The organism is Pseudomonas sp. 5P_5.1_Bac1 (assembly GCF_025466015.1).
Classification (GTDB): domain Bacteria; phylum Pseudomonadota; class Gammaproteobacteria; order Pseudomonadales; family Pseudomonadaceae; genus Aquipseudomonas.
On the sequence record NZ_JANLNX010000027.1, the window covers coordinates 20,609 to 40,797 of the forward strand.

14 protein-coding genes and 1 pseudogene are annotated in these 20,189 nt (G+C 62.1%); 9 read left to right on the forward strand and 6 right to left on the reverse strand.

Features of this window, described 5'->3' with window-relative positions; genetic code table 11:
• Positions 1 to 3 precede the first annotated feature (3 nt).
• The 9 genes and pseudogenes from folK to NTD82_RS05025 all read left to right on the forward strand — a co-directional run bounded on the left by folK (position 4) and on the right by NTD82_RS05025 (position 12,745).
• Positions 4 to 480, forward strand: a complete 477-nt coding sequence (gene folK, locus NTD82_RS04985; RefSeq protein ID WP_175651995.1) for a 2-amino-4-hydroxy-6-hydroxymethyldihydropteridine diphosphokinase — start codon at positions 4 to 6, stop codon at positions 478 to 480.
• Between the two features lie 251 nt (positions 481 to 731).
• Positions 732 to 1,532, forward strand: coding sequence for a 3-methyl-2-oxobutanoate hydroxymethyltransferase (gene panB, locus NTD82_RS04990; RefSeq protein WP_095159752.1), 801 nt, complete (start codon positions 732 to 734; stop codon positions 1,530 to 1,532).
• Positions 1,529 to 2,386 carry a pantoate--beta-alanine ligase gene (gene panC, locus NTD82_RS04995; RefSeq protein ID WP_262127966.1) on the forward strand — a complete coding sequence of 286 codons (858 nt, stop codon included), beginning with the start codon at positions 1,529 to 1,531 and terminating at the stop codon, positions 2,384 to 2,386. Before panB ends, panC begins: the two co-directional genes overlap by 4 nt.
• A gap of 165 nt (positions 2,387 to 2,551) precedes the next feature.
• On the forward strand, positions 2,552 to 4,216 hold the full coding sequence (gene pgi / locus NTD82_RS05000; protein WP_262127967.1) for a glucose-6-phosphate isomerase: 1,665 nt from the start codon (positions 2,552 to 2,554) through the stop codon (positions 4,214 to 4,216).
• 161 nt (positions 4,217 to 4,377) lie between these two features.
• Positions 4,378 to 6,311: pseudogene (gene acs / locus NTD82_RS05005) on the forward strand (acetate--CoA ligase).
• 121 nt (positions 6,312 to 6,432) lie between these two features.
• A complete protein-coding gene (locus tag NTD82_RS05010; RefSeq protein WP_262127968.1) occupies positions 6,433 to 7,302 on the forward strand; it encodes an oxygenase MpaB family protein in 870 nt (289 codons plus the stop codon).
• Between the two features lie 135 nt (positions 7,303 to 7,437).
• Positions 7,438 to 8,616 carry an acetyl-CoA C-acetyltransferase gene (locus NTD82_RS05015; protein WP_262127969.1) on the forward strand — a complete coding sequence of 393 codons (1,179 nt, stop codon included), beginning with the start codon at positions 7,438 to 7,440 and terminating at the stop codon, positions 8,614 to 8,616.
• Positions 8,617 to 8,692: 76 nt separating this feature from the next.
• A complete protein-coding gene (locus tag NTD82_RS05020) occupies positions 8,693 to 9,709 on the forward strand; it encodes a class I SAM-dependent rRNA methyltransferase (protein WP_095159746.1) in 1,017 nt (338 codons plus the stop codon).
• 99 nt (positions 9,710 to 9,808) lie between these two features.
• Positions 9,809 to 12,745, forward strand: coding sequence for a DUF748 domain-containing protein (locus NTD82_RS05025; RefSeq protein ID WP_262127970.1), 2,937 nt, complete (start codon positions 9,809 to 9,811; stop codon positions 12,743 to 12,745).
• 106 nt (positions 12,746 to 12,851) lie between these two features.
• Here the strand turns inward: NTD82_RS05025 and NTD82_RS05030 are convergent, their stop codons facing one another.
• The 6 genes from NTD82_RS05030 to infB form a co-directional block, all read right to left on the reverse strand.
• Positions 12,852 to 13,202 (reverse strand): BON domain-containing protein, encoded by a 351-nt coding sequence (locus NTD82_RS05030; RefSeq protein ID WP_262127971.1) that lies wholly within the window; start codon positions 13,200 to 13,202, stop codon positions 12,852 to 12,854.
• Positions 13,203 to 13,459: 257 nt separating this feature from the next.
• A complete protein-coding gene (gene pnp, locus NTD82_RS05035; protein ID WP_095159744.1) occupies positions 13,460 to 15,565 on the reverse strand; it encodes a polyribonucleotide nucleotidyltransferase in 2,106 nt (701 codons plus the stop codon).
• Positions 15,566 to 15,817: 252 nt separating this feature from the next.
• Positions 15,818 to 16,087, reverse strand: coding sequence for a 30S ribosomal protein S15 (gene rpsO / locus NTD82_RS05040; protein WP_095159743.1), 270 nt, complete (start codon positions 16,085 to 16,087; stop codon positions 15,818 to 15,820).
• Positions 16,088 to 16,240: 153 nt separating this feature from the next.
• Positions 16,241 to 17,158, reverse strand: coding sequence for a tRNA pseudouridine(55) synthase TruB (truB, locus tag NTD82_RS05045; protein ID WP_175651988.1), 918 nt, complete (start codon positions 17,156 to 17,158; stop codon positions 16,241 to 16,243).
• A 3-nt stretch (positions 17,159 to 17,161) separates the two neighbouring features.
• Positions 17,162 to 17,560 carry a 30S ribosome-binding factor RbfA gene (gene rbfA, locus NTD82_RS05050; RefSeq protein ID WP_095159741.1) on the reverse strand — a complete coding sequence of 133 codons (399 nt, stop codon included), beginning with the start codon at positions 17,558 to 17,560 and terminating at the stop codon, positions 17,162 to 17,164.
• 119 nt (positions 17,561 to 17,679) lie between these two features.
• Complete coding sequence (infB, locus tag NTD82_RS05055) at positions 17,680 to 20,187, reverse strand: translation initiation factor IF-2 (protein WP_095159740.1); 2,508 nt, start codon at positions 20,185 to 20,187, stop codon at positions 17,680 to 17,682.
• Positions 20,188 to 20,189: the final 2 nt, after the last annotated feature.

Consider the following 20,189-nt stretch of genomic DNA (forward strand, 5'->3'; position numbering starts at 1 on the left):
AGCATGGTCCGCGTCTACATCGGCCTGGGCAGCAACCTGGCCAATCCGCAGGAGCAGTTGCGCAGCGCCATTGAAGCGCTGGCACTGCTACCGGATACACAGGTCGCCGGCGTTTCGTCCTTTTATGCCAGCGATTCGCTGTCCCCCGGCCAGCCGCGCTACACCAACGCCGTGGCCGCGCTGGACACCGCACTCGAGCCCATTGCGCTGCTCGACGCCCTGCAAGCCATCGAGGCGGATCAGGGCCGCGAACGCAAGGAGCGCTGGGGTCCGCGCACCCTTGACCTGGATATCCTGCTGTACGCCGACCGGGTCATCGACGAACCGCGACTGAAAGTGCCCCACTACCACATGCACGCCCGCCCGTTCGTGCTCTATCCCCTGGCCGAACTGGTGCCCGAAGGCTTCCGGCTGGCAGATCAGCGGCCCCTCTCGCAATTACTGGCAGATTGCCCGTTCGTCGGCCTCGAGCGCCTGTAACCGGGCGTTCCCCCAGCGGTAACGCCCGTAACAGCCACGACGTAACAATGCGGTAACACGGTAATTGACTTCCCCCCTCGCGCTCACGACTATAGGCGTCCCGTGGCACCCCAGTGCCATAAACAAGGCGTAAATAGGCCTGGAACAGATCCAAACCCAAACACCACGATCGATGATGTGCTGTTCCAGAAGATGAATACATGCGTTGTACGCAGTGGTTTTTCACAGCGCCTGAACGAGGATTGCTTTTCATGCCAGACGTAACCCTGACCACCCTCCAGGCCCTCAAGGCCAAGGGTGAGAAAATCGCCATGCTGACCTGCTATGACGCGACCTTCGCCCAGACCGCGAACCGCGCCGGCGTGGAGATCCTGTTGGTGGGCGATTCCCTGGGCATGGTCCTGCAGGGCCATGACAGCACTTTGCCGGTGACCAATTCAGAAATGGCCTACCACGTCGCCAGCGTCAAACGCGGCAACGAAGGTGCGCTGATCCTGGCCGACCTGCCCTTCATGGCGTATGCCACCCCCGAGCAAGCCTTCGCCAACTGTGCCCAGCTGATGCAGGCCGGTGCGCACATGGTCAAGCTCGAAGGCGCCGCCTGGCTGGGCGACACCATTCGCCTGCTGGCTGAGCGTGGCGTGCCGGTTTGCGCCCATCTGGGCCTGACCCCGCAAGCGGTGAACATCCTCGGCGGCTACAAGGTCCAGGGCCGTCAGGAAAACCAGGCCCGGCAGATGCGCGCCGACGCCATCGCCCTGGAACAGGCGGGTGTCGCAATGCTGCTGCTCGAGTGCGTGCCGAGCGAGCTGGCCGCGGAAATCACCCAGGCCGTGGGCATTCCGGTCATCGGTATCGGCGCTGGCAGCGCCACCGATGGTCAGGTGCTGGTCATGCACGACATGCTGGGCCTGTCGCTGACCGGTCGTACACCGAAGTTCGTGAAGAACTTCATGGCCGGCCAGCCGGACATCCAGAGTGCTTTCCAGGCCTATGTACAAGCGGTCAAGGACGTCAGCTTCCCTGGCACCGAACATGGGTTCAGCGCATGAACACCGTCAAGACCGTTCGCGAGCTGCGCGCCGCCGTCGCCCGCGCCCGCAGCGAAGGCAAGCGGGTCGGTTTCGTACCGACCATGGGTAACCTGCACAGCGGCCACGCGGCCCTGGTGACCAAGGCCGCCCAACGCGCCGATTTCGTCGTCGCCAGCATCTTCGTCAACCCGCTGCAGTTCGGCCCCAGCGAAGACCTCGACAAGTACCCGCGCACCCTGGCCGCCGACCAGGAACGCCTGCTCCAGGCCGGTTGCCACCTGCTGTTCGCCCCCACCGTCGAAGAGATGTACCCCGACGGCATGGGCGTGCAGACCCGGGTCAGCGTTCCGCACCTCTCGGAAGGTCTCTGCGGCGCCAGCCGTCCAGGCCACTTCGAAGGCGTGGCCACGGTAGTCAGCAAACTGTTCAACATGGTCCAGCCGGACCTGGCCATATTCGGTCAGAAGGACTTCCAGCAACTGGCGGTGATCCGCGCGCTGGTGCGTGACCTGAACATGCCGATCCAGATCATCGGCGAGCCGACCGTGCGCGCCGACGACGGCCTGGCGCTGTCCTCGCGCAACGGCTACCTGAACGACGAACAGCGCGCCATCGCGCCAACCGTCTACCGCACCCTCAGCCAGATGGCCGAGGCGATCCGCCAGGGTCGTCGCGACTACCCCGCGCTGATTGCCGAAGGCCAGCAAACGCTACAGACCGCCGGCCTCAAACCGGACTACCTGGAAGTACGCCAGGCGCTGAACCTGCGCCCGGCCGGCGAAACCGACCGCGATCTGGTGATCCTGGTGGCAGCGTTCCTCGGTGCCACCCGCCTGATCGACAACCTGCACCTGAATCTCGACGAGAAGTAAGCTCGAAGAGCAAGTCCGTGCCATCATCCGAAGGCCAGACCGTGTCTGAATGACATATCTCAATGGCATTTGCCGGCCCGCCGCGAAATAATCCGCGAGGGCCGGCAAACGGTCCCGGGTACACAGTGTCCAAGGCAGTTCAAGCAACCAAGGAAACCTGCAGCGATGGCGTATTACCGCACTCCCCATGATGTCACCGCTCTGCCAGCCTGGCAGGCACTCCAGCAACACCGCGAAGCCATGCAGGATTTCAGCATGCGCGAGGCATTCAATGCCGAACCGCAACGTTTCAACCAATTCTCCCTGAGCAGTTGCGGGCTTTTCCTCGACTACTCGAAAAACCTGATCAACGCCGAGACCCGCACCAAGCTGGTCGGTCTGGCCAATGAAGTCGGCTTGAAAGAGGCGATCGACGCCCTGTTCGCCGGCGAGATCCTCAACGCCTCCGAAGGTCGCCCGGCCCTGCACACCGCGCTGCGCCGCCCGGTCGGCGACAAGCTGAGCGTCAACGGCGTCAACGTGATGCCGGAAGTGCACAAAGTGCTGAACCAGGTCACCGAGCTGGTTGGCAAGATCCACGACGGGCTGTGGCGCGGCTACAGCGAGAAGCCCATCACCGACGTGGTGAACATCGGTATCGGCGGCTCGTTCCTCGGCCCGGAGCTGGTCTCCGAAGCCCTGCTGCCCTACGCCCAACGCGGCGTGCGCTGCCATTACCTGGCGAACATCGATGGCAGCGAATTCCACGAGCTGTCGGCCAAGCTGCGCGCCGAAACCACCCTGTTCATTGTTTCCTCGAAGTCCTTCAACACCCTGGAAACCCTGAAGAACGCCCAGGCCGCTCGCGCCTGGTACCTGGCCCAGGGCGGCTCGGAAGCCGAGCTGTATCGCCACTTCATCGCCGTTTCCAGCAACAAGGCCGCCGCGGTGGCCTTCGGTATCCGCGAAGAGAACATCTTCCCGATGTGGGACTGGGTGGGCGGGCGCTACTCGCTGTGGTCGGCCATCGGTCTGCCGATCGCCCTGGCCATCGGCACCGCCAACTTCAAGGAACTGCTGTCCGGTGCCTACACCATGGACCAGCATTTCCAGAACGCGCCGTTCGAGCAGAACATGCCGGTGCTGCTGGCCTTGCTCGGGGTCTGGTACGGTAATTTCTGGGGCGCGCAGGCTCATGCGATCCTGCCGTACGACCATTACCTGCGTAATATCACCAAGCACCTGCAACAACTGGACATGGAATCAAACGGTAAATCCGTCCGTCAGGACGGCACGCCGGTCAACCACGACACCGGCCCGGTCATCTGGGGCGGCGTAGGCTGCAACGGCCAGCATGCGTATCACCAGTTGCTGCACCAGGGCACCCAGTTGATTCCGGCCGACTTCATCGTTCCGGTGGTCAGCTTCAACCCGGTTGCCGACCACCATCAGTGGCTGTACGCCAACTGCCTGTCGCAAAGCCAGGCGCTGATGCTCGGCAAGACCCGCGCCGAAGCCGAAACCGAGCTGCGCGAGAAGGGCATGGCCGAGGCCGAGGTGCAGAGGCTGGCGCCGCACAAGGTGATCCCTGGCAACCGCCCGAGCAACACCTTGGTGGTGGAGCGGATCAGCCCGCGTCGTCTCGGCGCGCTGGTGGCCATGTACGAGCACAAGGTCTTCGTGCAGAGCGTGATCTGGGGCATCAACGCCTTCGACCAATGGGGCGTGGAGCTGGGCAAGGAACTCGGCAAGGGCGTCTACCAGCGCCTGACCGGCGGCATCGAAGAACCTGCCGAAGACGCCTCGACCCAAGGCCTGATCAACTACTTCCGCGGCCGTCACCGCGGCTGACCGCCTAACGCTGCCCCCGAACATGGCCGGGGGCAGCGACTACACTGTCCTGACCCGGCAGCCTTCGAACATCACGGCGAAGACCCGCTCCCCCGCGTGCAGCAGGAGCGTCGCCGCTGATGAAGGCAACGCCGTCCCATAACAATAGGACAGGTTGTGCCATGTTCGAGATCAGTACCTTCCCCAAAGCCGACGCCGTCAGTCGCGCCGCCGAATCAGCCAGGCCGACTACGAACGCCTCTACCGCCAATCGATAGAACAGCCCGATCAATTCTGGACCGAGCAGGCCAAACGCCTGGACTGGGTCAGCCCGTGGAGCGCGATCCAGGAGTGCGACATCCGCACCGGCAAAGCCGTCTGGTTCAAGGACGCGAAACTCAACGTCAGCTACAACTGCCTCGACCGCCACCTGGCCAAACACGGCGACCAGCCGGCGATCATCTGGGAGGGCGACGACCCGAGCCGTTCCGCCACCCTCAGCTATCGCCAGGTGCACCAGCAGGTTTGCCGACTGGCCAACGTTCTCAAACAACGCGGCGTGAAAAAAGGCGACCGGGTGTGCATCTACATGCCGATGATCCCGGAGGCGGCCTTCGCCATGCTCGCCTGCACCCGCATCGGCGCGATTCACTCGGTAGTGTTCGGCGGTTTTTCCCCCGACGCCCTGCGCGACCGCATCCTCGATGCCGACTGCCGGACGGTGATCACCGCCGATGAAGGCGTACGCGGCGGCAAGACCGTCGCCCTCAAGCAGAACGTCGACAAGGCCCTGGCCAGTTGTCCGAACGTAAACAGTGTGGTGGTGGTCAAGCGTACCGGTGGCAAGGTCGAATGGAACGACCAGCGCGACCTCTGGTATCACGATGCCATCGCCCAGGTCAGCGACGACTGCCCGCCCGAACCGATGGACGCCGAAGACCCGCTGTTCATCCTCTACACCTCCGGCAGTACCGGCAAACCCAAGGGCGTGCTGCACAGCACCGCCGGTTATCTGCTACAGGCCGCCATGACCTTCAAAGTGGTGTTCGACTACCGCGAAGGCGAAGTCTTCTGGTGCAGCGCCGACGTCGGCTGGGTGACTGGCCACAGCTATATCGTCTACGGGCCGTTGGCCAACGGTGCCACCAGTGTGATGTTCGAAGGCGTGCCGAACTACCCGGACGCCTCGCGTTTCTGGCAAGTCGTCGACAAACATCAGGTGAACATCTTCTACACCGCGCCCACTGCCCTGCGCGCCCTGATGCGCGAAGGCGAAGGCCCGCTGAAAAATACGTCGCGCAAAAGCCTGCGCCTGCTCGGCAGCGTTGGCGAACCGATCAACCCGGAAGCCTGGGAGTGGTACTTCAACGTCGTCGGCGAGCAACGCTGTCCCATCGTCGACACCTGGTGGCAGACCGAAACCGGCGCCACGATGCTGACCCCACTGGTCAGTGCCCGACACATCAAGCCCGGCTGCGCGACCAAGCCGATGTTCGGCGTCCAGCCGGTGCTGCTGGACGAGAAAGGCCAGATCATCGAAGGCCCCGGCGCCGGCATGTTGGCGATCAAGGCCAGTTGGCCGGCGCAGATCCGCAGCGTCTACGGCGATCACCAGCGGATGATCGACACCTACTTCAAACCCTTCCCCGGCTATTACTTCACCGGCGACGGCGCCCGCCGCGACGAACAGGGCGACCTGTGGATAACCGGGCGCGTCGACGACGTGATCAATGTGTCCGGCCACCGCATCGGCACTGCCGAGGTGGAAAGCGCGCTGGTGCTGCACGACAGCATCGCCGAGGCGGCGGTGGTCGGTTATCCCCACGACCTCAAGGGTCAGGGCATCTACGCCTTCGTCACCCCGATGAACGGCATCGAGCCAGACGAGGCGCTGAAAAAAGAGCTGCTGGCGCTGGTCAGCAAGGAAATCGGCAGCTTCGCCAAACCGGAGCTGATCCAGTGGGCACCGGCATTGCCCAAGACCCGCTCGGGCAAGATCATGCGGCGGATCCTGCGCAAGATCGCCTGCAACGAGCTGGACAACCTGGGCGACACTTCGACCCTGGCCGACCCGGGCGTGGTGCAGGGGTTGATCGATAAGCGGCTGAATACCTGATAGAACGTTTCCCTGGATTGGGGGACCTATCGCGAGCAAGCTCGCTCCTACCGGTGCATTGTAGGAGCGAGCTTGCTCGCGATAAGCCCCCAAAGCTTCGGAAACCGACATCAAGGCCCCCATGGAACCCCTTCGCCGCCGTATCGAAACCCAAGTCATGAGCCTCACCGGCCTCGCCCTCGGCCAGCTCGACCTGGAAAACCCCAAGGGCGACCCCGGCCTGTTCGGCCCGCAAAGCGTGTGCTGGCAAGTGCACGGCGACTTTCCCAGCATGCTGGTCGGTGGCATCAGCGCCCTGATGCTGCAGGTCCTGCACCCGCTGGCGCTGGCAGGCGTCTGGGATCACTCCAACTTCCGCGAGGACATGCTCGGCCGCCTGCGCCGCACCAGCCAGTTCATCTCCGGCACCACCTTCGGTTCGACCCGCGACGCCAACTGGCTGATCGAGCGGGTGCGCACCATCCACCTGCAGGTCGTCGGCACCGCTGCGGATGGTCGCCCGTATGCTGCCAGTGACCCGGACCTGTTGACCTGGGTGCATGTCTGCGAAGTGAGCAGCTTCCTCGCCGCTCACCTGCGCTACCGCAACCCGCACTTGAGCGACGCGGCGCAGGACGCCTATTACAACGAAATCGCCCTCATCGCCGAACGCCTCGGTGCTCGCGACGTGCCGCGCTCCCGCCAGGAAGTCGCGGGCTACCTGCGACGCATGCGCCCGCAACTCCAGTGTGATGAACGCAGCCGCGAAGTGCTCCGCGTCCTGCTCGACGCCCCGGCGCCGAGCCGTCTGGCCAAGCCGGTCGGCAGCCTGATGATGCAGGCCGGGATTGGGCTGCTGCCGGACTGGGCCGCGGACATGCTCGCGCTCAGGCAAGGAGCGCTGAAACAGCGAGTGGTCGGGCTGGGCATCAATACGGTGGCCCCGGTGCTGCGCTGGGCGATGCGCGATGGATCAGCGCATCGGGCACGGCGGCGGATGGGAGTCAGTTAAGCCTGGCGCTACGCTTGAGGGCCTCGGCACCGGCCATCTCCAATCCACCGCCATGTATGCCACTATGTCGCCCGATCGAAGCCACAGAAGCTTCAGCGTTCCCACGCTAAATCCAACAACAATGAGGACCCGCGCATGCAAGATGTCGTAATCGTCGCCGCCACCCGTACTGCCGTCGGCAGTTTCCAGGGCGCGCTGGCCAACATTCCAGCCGTTGATCTGGGCGCCGCCGTGATCCGCCAGTTGCTGGCCCAGACCGGCCTGGACGGCGAGCTCGTCGACGAAGTCATCCTCGGCCAGGTACTGACCGCCGGCGCCGGACAAAACCCGGCACGCCAGGCCGCGATCAAGGCCGGCCTGCCCCACGCTGTTCCGGCCCTGACCCTGAACAAGGTCTGCGGCTCCGGCCTCAAGGCCCTGCACCTCGCCGCCCAGGCCATCCGCTGCGGCGACGCCGACATCATCATCGCCGGCGGCCAGGAAAACATGAGCCTGTCCAACTACGTCATGCCCGGCGCCCGCACCGGTCTGCGCATGGGCCACGCCAGCCTGGTCGACACCATGATCAGCGACGGCCTGTGGGATGCGTTCAACGACTACCACATGGGTATCACCGCCGAGAACCTGGTGGAGAAGTACGGCATCAGCCGTGAAGAACAGGATGCCTTCGCCGCCGCTTCCCAGCAGAAAGCTGCGGCCGCCATCGAAGCCAAGCGCTTCGTCGACGAAATCACCCCGATCCTGATCCCCCAGCGCAAAGGCGACCCGATTGCCTTCGTCACCGACGAACAGCCCCGGGCCGGCACCACCGCCGAATCCCTCGGCAAGCTCAAGCCCGCCTTCAAGAAGGACGGCAGTGTTACCGCCGGCAACGCCTCGTCGCTCAATGACGGCGCCGCCGCCGTGATGCTGATGAGCGCGGCCAAGGCGCAAGAACTGGAGCTGCCAGTACTGGCGCGGATCAAGGCCTACGCCAATGCCGGTGTCGATCCGGCGATCATGGGCATCGGCCCGGTCAGCGCCACCCGCCGCTGCCTGGACAAGGCTGGCTGGACCCTTGACCAGCTCGACCTGATCGAAGCCAACGAAGCCTTCGCCGCCCAGGCTCTTTCGGTGGGCAAGGAGCTGGGTTGGGATGCGAGCAAGGTCAACGTCAACGGCGGCGCCATCGCCATCGGCCACCCGATCGGCGCGTCGGGCTGCCGCGTGCTGGTCACCCTGCTCCACGAAATGATCAAGCGCGATGCGAAAAAAGGTCTGGCGACCCTGTGCATCGGCGGCGGCCAGGGCGTTGCCCTGGCAATCGAACGCTGATCGACACGGGAGGGGCCGCGCTGGCCCCTCCTCCGCCCCGACGGTAAACTGCACGCCCACAACCAAGGCCACGTGCATGTCCTCCTTGAATCAGGCGCTGCGCGCCGCCCTCGATAGTCGCCAACCCCTTCTCGCTGAACTGCATGCCCAGGGCACCGACTGTTACCGCCTGTTCCATGGCAGCCAGGAAGGCGTGCCCGGCCTGACCGCCGACCGCTACGGCCCGCAACTCATGGTGCAGAGCTTTCACCAGACACTGGAACGCGACGCCCTGCTGGACCTGCACGCCAGCATCGAGCAAAGCCTCGGACAACCGCTGCAACTGGTCTACAACGACCGCTCGCGGGGCAACAGCCGAATCGACCGTCAGGACACGGTGTACCAAGCGACCGAGGAAGCGTTGGAGGACACCGTCGGCCATGAGTGGGGGCTGAATTACCGAGTGCGCGGCCGTCATGCCGGGCAGGATCCCCTGCTGTTCCTCGACCTGCGCAATGCCCGTGGCTGGGTCAAGCAGCACAGCGCCGGCAAAAGTGTGCTCAACCTCTTTTCCTACACCTGTGGGGTCGGCCTGAGCGCGGCAGCCGGCGGTGCCAGCGAGGTGTGCAACCTCGATTTCGCCGAAGGCAACCTGGCTGTCGGTCGCGAGAACGGTGCGCTCAATCCGCAACTGGCACCGATGGACTTCATCCAGTCCGACTACTTCCCGGCAATCCGCCAACTGGCCGGGCTGCCCATCAGCCAGCGGCGCGGGCAGAAGCTGCCGTCCTATGTGCGCCTGGAAGCCCGGCAGTTCGACCTGGTATTTCTCGATCCGCCGGCCTGGGCCAAAAGCGCGTTCGGCACGGTTGACCTGCTGCGCGATTACCAAAGCCTGCTCAAACCGGCCTTGCTGACCACCGCCGAGGACGGCGTGCTGATCTGCAACAACAACCTGGCCCGGGTCGACATGGACGACTGGCGCGAACAGGTGCTGCGCTGCGCGGAAAAAGCCGGTCGCCCGGTGCGCGAGTGGCAGGTGATCAGCCCGGCCGCGGACTTCCCTTCGCACGATGGTCGCCCGCCGCTAAAGACATTGGTGCTGCATCTGTAGGGCACACAGACCGGGGGCTGTCGGGTTTTCCCGGCAACCGCCGGAACTCGATTAACGTGCCATACTCTAAGCGTCCCGCTTCCTACGCAGATGCCGCACATGTCCAAAGGATTGACCCGCGCCCTCGGCGCCCTGCTGGCCGCCCTCGCCCTGTACAGCCTTCTTGGCTTCTTCATCCTTCCCGGCGTCGCCCTTCGCATTGCCAACCAGCAACTGGCCCAATACGCCACCGTACCGGCACAGTTGCAGCGCATCGAACTCAATCCGTTCAGCCTGGAACTGACGGTCTGGGGCCTGCAGATCGGTGACCCGGGCAAGGAGCAGATTGGCTTCGAACGTCTCTACGCCAATCTGCAACTGGACAGCCTGTGGAGCGGCGCCCTGCACCTGGACAGCGTCGAACTGGTCAAACCGCGCACTGAGCTGCTGTTCGCCAAGGACGGCAGCCTGAACCTGACCCAACTGTTCAAACTCCCGCCAAGCGAAGCTAAACCCGAAGCGCCGGCCAGCGATCCATTCCCGCTGCGCATCGGCAGCATTCGTCTGAGCGATGGCTACCTGCACTTCCAGGATGACCGCCCAAGCGAGCCAATCGAATTCCTCTACGACTCGATGAACCTGGAGCTGAAAAACCTCAGCACCCTGCCCGACGACAACACCGACATGACCCTGGTGGCGGCCGGTCCGAACGGTGGACACATCGACTGGAGCGGCACGTTCAGCCTGTCGCCGATCGCCTCCAAGGGCACGCTGAAAATCACCGACGGCAAGATGAAAGCGTTCTGGCCTTATGTGCGTGACGCCGTTCCGCTGGTGCTGGAAAACGGCGTGTACAACCTGCAGACCGACTACAGCATCAGCCTGGCCAAGGAAACCGAACTCCTGCTGGACAACACCGCGCTGAGTATTGCGTCCTTTGCGATCAAGGCCCCCGATGGTCGCCCGCTGGTGCGCCTGGCCAAGCTGGACGTGTCGGAAAGCGCGGTAGACCTGGCGAAGCAGTTGGTGACCGTCGGCAAGATCCGCAGCGAACAACTGGAAACCTGGGCAGCCCTTGAAGCCGACGGGCAACTGGACTGGCAGAAACTGTTCGCCAGCCAACCGGCCAAGGCCACGCCCAAGGAAAAAGCCGAGCCAGCCACCGCTGAGCCTTCCGCCAAGGAAAAAGCCGCGCAAGATGCTCCCGGCAAGCCATGGCAAGTACTGCTGCGCGACACCCAGTTGCGCAACTACCAGGTGCATCTGGCCGATCGCACGCAAAAGGAAGCCGTCGCCCTTGATGTCGGCCCGATCAACGTTGATCTGCAGAATTTCGACAGCCTGAACAAATCGCCCTTTACCCTCAAGCTCGACAGCGGCGTCGGCAAGCAGGGCAAGCTGCAGGCGTCCGGCGAGGTCAATCTGGCGCCGGTCACGGCGAAGCTCAAGGTCAGCACCCAAGACATCGACCTGCGTATTGCCCAGGCCTACATCAGCCCGTTCATTCGCCTGGAACTGCGTAGCGGCATGCTCGGCAGCGACCTTAATGTCGACCTCAAGAGTACCGAGCCACTGGCCTTTGCCATTACGGGCAAGGCCCGGGTCAACCAGTTGCACACCCTGGACACCATCAAGAACCGCGACTTCGTCAAATGGCAGCAACTCGATCTGGACGGCATCGAATACCGTCACGGTGACGCCCTGAGCATCGCCAAGGTCAATCTGCTCCAGCCTTACGCGCGCTTCATGATCAACGAGGACCGCACTACCAACATCGACGACCTGCTGATTCCGCAACCGGCCGACAGCGGCGCGAAAAATCAGGCCAAGGCCGCACCAGGAAACGACAAGCCTCTGGGCGTGCATATCGGTCAGATCGACATCAACGACGGCTCGGCCAACTTCGCCGACTTCAGCCTCACGCCCAACTTCGCCACGGCGGTCCAGCAGCTCAATGGCCAGATCGGCACCATCGACAATCGCCAGCCGAAGCCGGCCAAGGTCGACGTCAAAGGCAAGGTCGACCGTTACGCGCCGGTGATCATCAAAGGCGCGCTCAACCCGTTCAACCCGATGGCCAGCCTGGATATCGCCACCAGCTTCCGCCGGGTCGAGCTGACCACACTGACGCCCTACTCCGGCAAGTTCGCCGGCTTCCGCATCCGCAAGGGCCGGCTGAACCTCGACCTGCACTATGTGATTACCAACGGCCAGCTCAAGGCCGAGAACAAGGTGGTGGTGGAGCAGTTGCAACTGGGCGAGAAGGTCGACAGCCCGGATGCCGTGGACCTGCCGATCCGCCTTGCGGTGGCACTACTCAAGGACACCGAGGGCAAGATTTCCATCGAGTTGCCGGTCACCGGGGACCTGAACAACCCGCAGTTCAGCGTCATGCCGATCGTTTGGCAAACCTTGCGCAATCTGGTGCTGCGCGCGGCGCAGGCGCCGTTCAAGTTCATCGGTGGGCTGATTGCCGGTGGCGGTGCGGAAGACCTCGGCAACGTTGCCTTCGCCCCGGGTTCCAGCGATCTGAGCACTGATGCCCAGGGTGCCCTGGACAAGCTGTCCGCTGCCCTGAAAGAACGCCCCGCCCTGCGCCTGGAAATCGAAGGCACCAGCGCCCAGAGCAGCGACGGCCCATTGATTGCCCAGCAACGACTGGAGCGTGAATACCAGAGCACCTACTACAAGATCCTCCAGCGCCGCGGCGACAAGGTCCCGGCCCAGGCGTCGATGCTGCAGGTGCCGGAAGGCGATAAGCCGGCGATGCTTGAAGGCATCTACCGCACCCGTCTCAAGCAGCAACCGCCAGTGGAGTGGGAGCAACTGGACACAGAGCAGCGTGTCGGCCAGATGCGTGATGCCGTGCTCAAGACCTGGGCGGAGAGCGCTGTACTGCTGCGTCAGCTCGGCCAGGCAAGGGCCAGCAGCATCAAGGATTACCTGGTGGACAAGGGCAAGCTGGAAGACGAGCGGGTCTACTTCGTCGATGCCAGCCTCGGCCAGGCCGAACCCGATGGCCGGGTAATCTCGCCGATGCACCTCGACGCCGAGTAATTGCCCACCCGCAAAAAGAAGAGCCCCGGCATTGCCGGGGCTCTGGGTGCTCAAATCCTTTTGGGCTTTCGCATGAACCGTCAGGATCAGCGAACGGGACAAACCATCAGTTGGTTTTCAGGCCATCAGCCGATACGGCTTTGACGCCTTTGATTTTCTTGGCGATAGCCACTGCCACGTCTTTCTGGGAGGAGCTCACTGCCACATCGGAGGACAGCGACACTACGCCTTTGTTGGTTTCGACTTTGATGTCGGTACCAGGAATACCTTTCTCGGTTACCAGATCAGCTTTGACCTTGGTGGTGATCCAGGTGTCGGAAGTGGCTTCCTTCGCTTGGGTCACTTCACCGGCCGCAAGAGTCAGTGGCGCCTGGGTCGGCTGTTGGGCGAACGCTACGTTGGCCATGGTCAGAGTCAGGGCAGTAGCGGTGGCAGCAGCAATAGCGAACTTCTTCATACGAGACACTCCTGTTTTTCGAGAAATCTGCCACCGAAAGGTCCTGGTGGCAGGTGTAATCCTTACATTGCAGACGCTGTGCCAGTTTTTGATATCTTAAAAATCGTTTATAAACAGTAACTTACGTACATACGAAAATGCCGGGATCGTGCAAATTGCAAGTTGCCGCGTTATTGCGCATGCAAGATGCAAGTTGTCCCATCAATTCGCGCGCATAAAAAAAGGACCCCGGAGGGTCCTTTTTCGAAAGCCGGGAGTTAAACGCCCGACGCCTTCGCTGCAGCAACGTCTTTGATCGACAGCTTGATGCGACCGCGGTTGTCCACGTCCAACACCAGAACTTCAACTTCCTGACCTTCTTTCAGGATGTCGGTCACTTTCTCTACGCGAGCGTCGCTCAGCATGGAGATGTGAACCAGACCGTCCTTGCCCGGCAGGATGTTGACGAAGGCGCCGAAGTCGACGATGCGCTCTACCTTGCCGACGTAGATCTTGCCGATCTCGGCTTCGGCAGTGATGCTCAGAACGCGCTGACGCGCTGCTTCTGCTGCATCTTTGGTTTCGCCGAAGATCTTGATCGAGCCGTCGTCTTCGATATCGATCGAAGCCTTGGTTTCTTCACAGATACCACGGATGGTCGCGCCGCCTTTACCGATGACGTCACGGATCTTGTCGGTGTCGATCTTCATCGCGATCATGGTCGGAGCATTTTCCGACAGCTCGCTACGGGACTGACCGATGATCTGGTTCATCTGACCGAGGATGTTCAGGCGCGCTTCCAGGGCTTGGCCCAGGGCGATCTCCATGATCTCTTCGGTGATGCCGTTGATCTTGATGTCCATCTGCAGCGCGGTAACACCCTTGGAGGTACCGGCAACCTTGAAGTCCATGTCGCCCAGGTGGTCTTCGTCACCGAGGATGTCGGTCAGAATGGCGAACTTCTCGCCTTCTTTAACCAGACCCATGGCGATACCGGCAACCGGAGCCTTCATCGGTACACCGGCGTCCATCAGTGCCAGGGAAGCACCGCAAACCGATGCCATCGAGCTGGAACCGTTGGATTCGGTGATTTCCGACACAACGCGGATGGTGTACGGGAATGCGTCAGCGGCTGGAAGCATGGCCTGAACCGAACGACGGGCTAGACGGCCGTGACCGATTTCACGACGACCAGCACCGCCCATGCGACCACACTCGCCCACCGAGAACGGAGGGAAGTTGTAGTGCAGCATGAAGGGGTCTTTACGCTCGCCTTCGAGGGTGTCCAGCAGCTGTGCGTCACGGGCAGTACCGAGGGTCGCAACAACCAGCGCCTGAGTCTCGCCACGGGTGAACAGTGCGGAACCGTGAGTCTTCGGCAGAACACCGACTTCGATGTTCAGCGGACGTACGGTCTTGGTGTCGCGACCGTCGATACGTGGCTTGCCGTTGACGATGTTTTCGCGAACGGTGCGGTATTCGATTTCGCCGAAGATTTCTTTGACTTCGCCAGCCGAAGCCTGACCTTCTTCACCGGAGAACTTGGCGATCGCCTGATCGCGCAGTTCGCCCAGACGAGCGTAACGGTCGGCCTTGACGGTGATGGTGTAGCCCTGGGAAACAGCTTCGCCGAATTCGGCGCGGATGGCGTTCAGCAGTTCGGTGTTGGCAACGGCTGGTTTCCAGTCCCAAGTTGGCTTGGCAGCTTCGGCGGCCAGCTCTTTGACAGCCTGGATGACTGCCTGGAATTCGTCGTGGGCAAACAGCACGGCACCCAGCATCTGGTCTTCGGTCAGCTCTTTGGCTTCCGATTCAACCATCAGAACGGCGTCGGAAGTACCGGCGACGACCATGTCCAGGCTGGAGGCAGCCAGTTGCTCGTAGGTCGGGTTCAGCAGGTAGCCGGTGCTCTCGTGGAAGGCAACGCGCGCGGCACCGATAGGGCCTTCGAACGGGATGCCGGAGATGGCCAGGGCAGCCGAGGTACCGATCATCGCAGCGATGTCCGGATCGGTCTTCTTGCTGGTGGAAACGACGGTGCAGACAACCTGCACTTCGTTCATGAAGCCTTCGGGGAACAGCGGACGGATCGGACGGTCGATCAGACGCGAAGTCAGGGTTTCTTTCTCGGAAGGACGGCCTTCACGCTTGAAGAAACCACCAGGGATCTTGCCGGCGGCGTAGGTCTTTTCCTGATAATGCACGGACAGCGGGAAGAAGCCCTTGCTCGGATCGGCGTGCTTGGCGCCAACCACGGTCACCAGCACGGTGACGTCATTATCAACGGTGACCAATACGGCACCGGATGCTTGACGGGCGATACGGCCAGTCTCGAGGGTTACGGTCGACTGACCGAACTGAAATTTCTTGATTACCGGGTTCACGGTTTCCTACCTTATCTTAGTGGCTCTGGGGGAACTGGTTTCTTGCGAATTCTTGGGCAGAACGGGGAATCGGCCCCATTGACCGTCCAGATAAAACTAAAGGTTGGGAGCCTGCCCGGCCGTCGCGGAAAACCGCTCGGGCAAGACAGACTGCCAACCTCATAGATACGCGCGGCGCGCTCGTCAGCCATGGAGCGAAAGCTCTTGGCTGAAGACCGCAGCACGCCGCGCACACCACTGGCCAGGCCGCTATTAGCGACGCAGACCCAGACGACCGATCAGGGCGCTGTAACGAGTGGCGTCTTTACCTTTCAGGTAGTCCAGCAGCTTGCGGCGCTGGTTTACCATGCGGATCAGACCACGACGGGAGTGGTGGTCTTTGCCGTTGGCCTTGAAGTGGCCTTGCAGCTTGTTGATGTTGGCGGTCAGCAGAGCAACCTGAACTTCCGGGCTACCGGTGTCACCAGCAGCTTGCTGGTAGTCGCCAACGATCTGTGCTTTTTCTTCAACGCTGAGTGCCATCTGGCTTTCTCCAAATCAAGGGAAACCGGTAAAGGCTTCCAATAGGCCAGGGACTGCTCCCTGTATTCATAAAAGTGAGGTGTGACCATGCCTATTAACAGCCACCCTCTAATCCATCCGTGCCGGACCTGAGCCCGGCACTGACGGTTTCGGTCATTCCGACCGAATCAGTCGACGCGGCGCGATGCGCCCGTCTTCGCTCACTTCACCGATCCCGATGAAGCGACCGTTGTGATCCTGTACGCGGACCATGCCGAATTTCGGCGCGTCCGGCGAACGTACCGGCTGACCATGCAGCCAGTAAAACGCACTGTGCTCGGAGAACTGCAGCAACGGCCAGTCCAGCAAACCGCTGTCCGAAGGCATCAGGAAGCGATCGATCGCTTCATTGCCGCCATCGGCGTGAACCTGCTCGAGTTCTTCGAGGGTCACGGTCTGGGCCAGTTCGAACGGTCCGGCATGGGTGCGACGCAGTTCGGCGACATAAGCACCACATCCCAACACCTCGCCGATATCTTCGACCAGGGTGCGGATATACGTGCCCTTGGTGCAACCGACCGAGAGACGAACCCGGGTGCCTTCGCACTCCAGCAGTTCCAAGCGGGTAATAGTAACAGAACGTGCTTCACGCTCCACTACTTCACCTGCACGCGCCAGTTTGTACAACGGCTGGCCATCGCGCTTGAGGGCCGAGTACATCGGAGGTATCTGGCTGATTGGACCACGAAATTGTGGCAACACCGCTTCAATGTCGGCGCGACCAACGGTCACATCGCGGGTCTGCAGGACTTCACCCTCGGCATCGCCGGTGGTGGTGGTCTGCCCCAGTTGCATGACCGTCTCGTAGCCCTTGTCGGAATCGAGCAGGTATTGCGAGAACTTGGTTGCCTCGCCGAAGCACAGCGGCAGTACGCCACTAGCGAGCGGATCAAGACTGCCGGTATGTCCGGCCTTTTCAGCATTGAGCAGCCAGCGGACCTTCTGCAACGCGGCGTTGGAGGTGAACCCCAGCGGCTTGTCGAGCAGTATGATGCCACTGACGTTACGACGGATACGTTTGACCTGAGCCACGGATCACTCCTTGCTATCCGGAACGTCGGTGCTCTGGTGCTGACTGTCCTCGGCGACGGCACGCTCGATCAGCGCGGACAGATGGGCGCCGCGGGTGACGCTCTCGTCATAGTGGAAATGCAGTTGCGGCACGCTGCGCAGCTTCATTTCACGGCCGAGCTGCATGCGCAGGAAACCGGAGGCGGAGTTCAGGACTTTCAGACTCTGCTTGATGTCTTCAGCGCTGTCCTGGCCCATGACGGTGATGAACACCTTGGCATGGCCGACATCGCGGCTGACATCGACGGCGGTGATGGTCACCAGGCCGACGCGGGGATCTTTGACTTCACGACGGATCAACTGAGCCAGCTCACGCTGCATTTGATCGCCGATGCGTTGGGTACGGCTATATTCTTTTGCCATGTCTTGCTACCTGTAACTAAAGCGGCAAACGCCCGGCCAGGCATCAGCCGGACCGGGCGTTGCGTTCAGCGACAAGCGTGGCTTCACAGCCACCCGCCCGTCGCTTCCAAGCTCGTGAATCAGAGCGTACGAGCCACCTGGACTTTCTCGAAGACTTCGATCTTGTCGCCGACCTTGACGTCGTTGTAGCTCTTGACGCCGATACCGCATTCCATGCCGGCACGTACTTCGGACGCATCGTCCTTGAAGCGGCGCAGGGATTCCAGCTCGCCTTCGAAGATAACCACGTCTTCGCGCAGTACACGGATCGGGCGGTTACGGTGAACCGTACCTTCCACAACCATGCAACCGGCGATGGCGCCGAACTTCGGCGAACGGAACACGTCGCGCACTTCGGCGATACCCAGGATGTTCTCGCGAACATCGCTGCCGAGCATACCGGTCAGGGCTTTCTTGACGTCTTCAATGATGTCGTAGATCACGTTGTAGTAACGCATATCCAGACCTTCCTGCTCGACGATCTTGCGCGCACCGGCATCGGCACGAACGTTGAAGCCGAACAGTACTGCGTTCGAAGCCAGTGCCAGGTTGGCGTCGCTCTCGGTGATACCACCGACACCGCCACCGATCACGCGCACTTGCACTTCGTCGTTGCCCAGGCCGCCGAGCGAACCTTGCAGAGCCTCGAGAGAACCACGAACGTCGGCCTTGAGCACGATGTTGAGGGTCTTCTTCTCTTCCTGGCCCATGTTCTCGAAGATGTTTTCCAGCTTGCCAGCATGAGCGCGAGCCAGTTTGACTTCGCGGAACTTGCCTTGGCGGAACAGTGCAACTTCGCGGGCTTTCTTCTCGTCAGCCACTACCGACAGCTCGTCGCCAGCGTCCGGGGTACCGTCCAGGCCGAGGATCTCGACCGGGATAGACGGACCGGCTTCTTTGACGGGCTTGCCGTTCTCGTCGAGCATCGCTCGTACACGGCCGTAGTTGGAGCCGCACAGAACCATGTCGCCTTGACGCAGGGTGCCGTCCTGAACCAGAACGGTCGCCACCGGGCCACGGCCCTTGTCCAGGCGAGACTCGACCACGACACCACGACCTGGCGCGGATGGAGTGGCTTTGAGCTCGAGGATCTCGGCTTGCAGCAGAACGGCTTCGAGCAGTTCGTCAACACCGGTACCCATCTTCGCCGAAACCTTGACGAATGGAGTGTCACCACCCCAGTCCTCGGAGGTAACGCCTTCGACGGACAGCTCGTTGCGGATGCGATCGAGGTCAGCGCCCGGCTTGTCGATCTTGTTCACTGCAACAACCAGTGGAACACCAGCAGCCTTGGCGTGCTGAACCGCTTCGCGGGTCTGAGGCATCACACCGTCGTCAGCCGCGACCACCAGGATCACGATGTCGGTCGCCTTGGCACCACGGGCACGCATGGCGGTAAACGCGGCGTGACCAGGGGTGTCGAGGAAGGTGACCATGCCGCGGTCGGTTTCCACGTGGTAGGCACCGATGTGCTGGGTGATACCACCGGCTTCGCCAGCAGCAACCTTGGCACGACGGATGTAGTCGAGCAGCGAGGTCTTACCGTGGTCAACGTGGCCCATTACGGTCACGACCGGCGCACGGGCAAAGGTCTCACCTTCGAACTTCAGCGATTCGGCCAGGGAATCTTCCAGGGCAGTGTCGCTGACCAGGGTGACCTTGTGGCCCAGCTCTTCGGCGACCAGTTGAGCGGTCTCCTGATCGAGCACCTGGTTGATGGTGACCGGAGTGCCCATCTTGAACATGAACTTGACGACTTCAGCGCCTTTGACCGACATCTGCTGTGCAAGGTCGGAAACCGTAATGGTCTCGCCGATGCTTACGTCGCGGATGACCGGACCGGTAGGGCTCTGGAAACCGTGAGCGTTGCGTTTCTTCGGCTTGGACTTGCCACGACCGCCGCGACGGAAACCATCGCTTTCTTCCTCGGTAGTACGTGGAGCGGCGCGAGGAGTAGGAGCTTTCTCTTTCTCCTTGACCTTGACCGATACGCGCGGCGCTTCGTTGCGACGCTCGCCACCGCGACGATCATCGTCACGGGCACGGTCGTTGCGACGGCTTTCATCTTTCTTGCGGTCAGCAGCTGGAGCCGGGGCTGCAGCGGGCTCGACGGCAGCCGAGGCCTCAGCCTGCGCAACCGGAGCGGCTACAGGCGCGGCAGCCGGTGCTGCCGGCGCTTGGCGACGAGTCTCTTCCTCGGTGCGCTGACGCGCTTCGGCTTCGGACTTCTCGCGGACAGCATTTTCGGCAGCGCGGCGCTCTTCCAGCTCACGCTTCTGCTCAGCCTGGACTTCTTCCGGGCTGCGCTGTACGAAAACTTTCTTCTTGCGTACTTCTACGCTGATGCTCTTGCTACCGGCAACACGCAGGGTGCTGGTGGTCTTGCGCTGCAAGGTAATCTTGCGCGGCTCTTCCACCTTTGCCTTATGGCTGCTTTTCAAATGGGTCAGCAGAGCCTGCTTCTCATTGTCGCTCACCAGCTGACTGGCATCGGTGTGCGGCAGACCTGCCTCACGCATCTGCTGCAGCAGGCGCTCTACCGGTGCAGCGACCTCTTGGGCCAATTCTTTCACCGTGACTTGCGTCATGC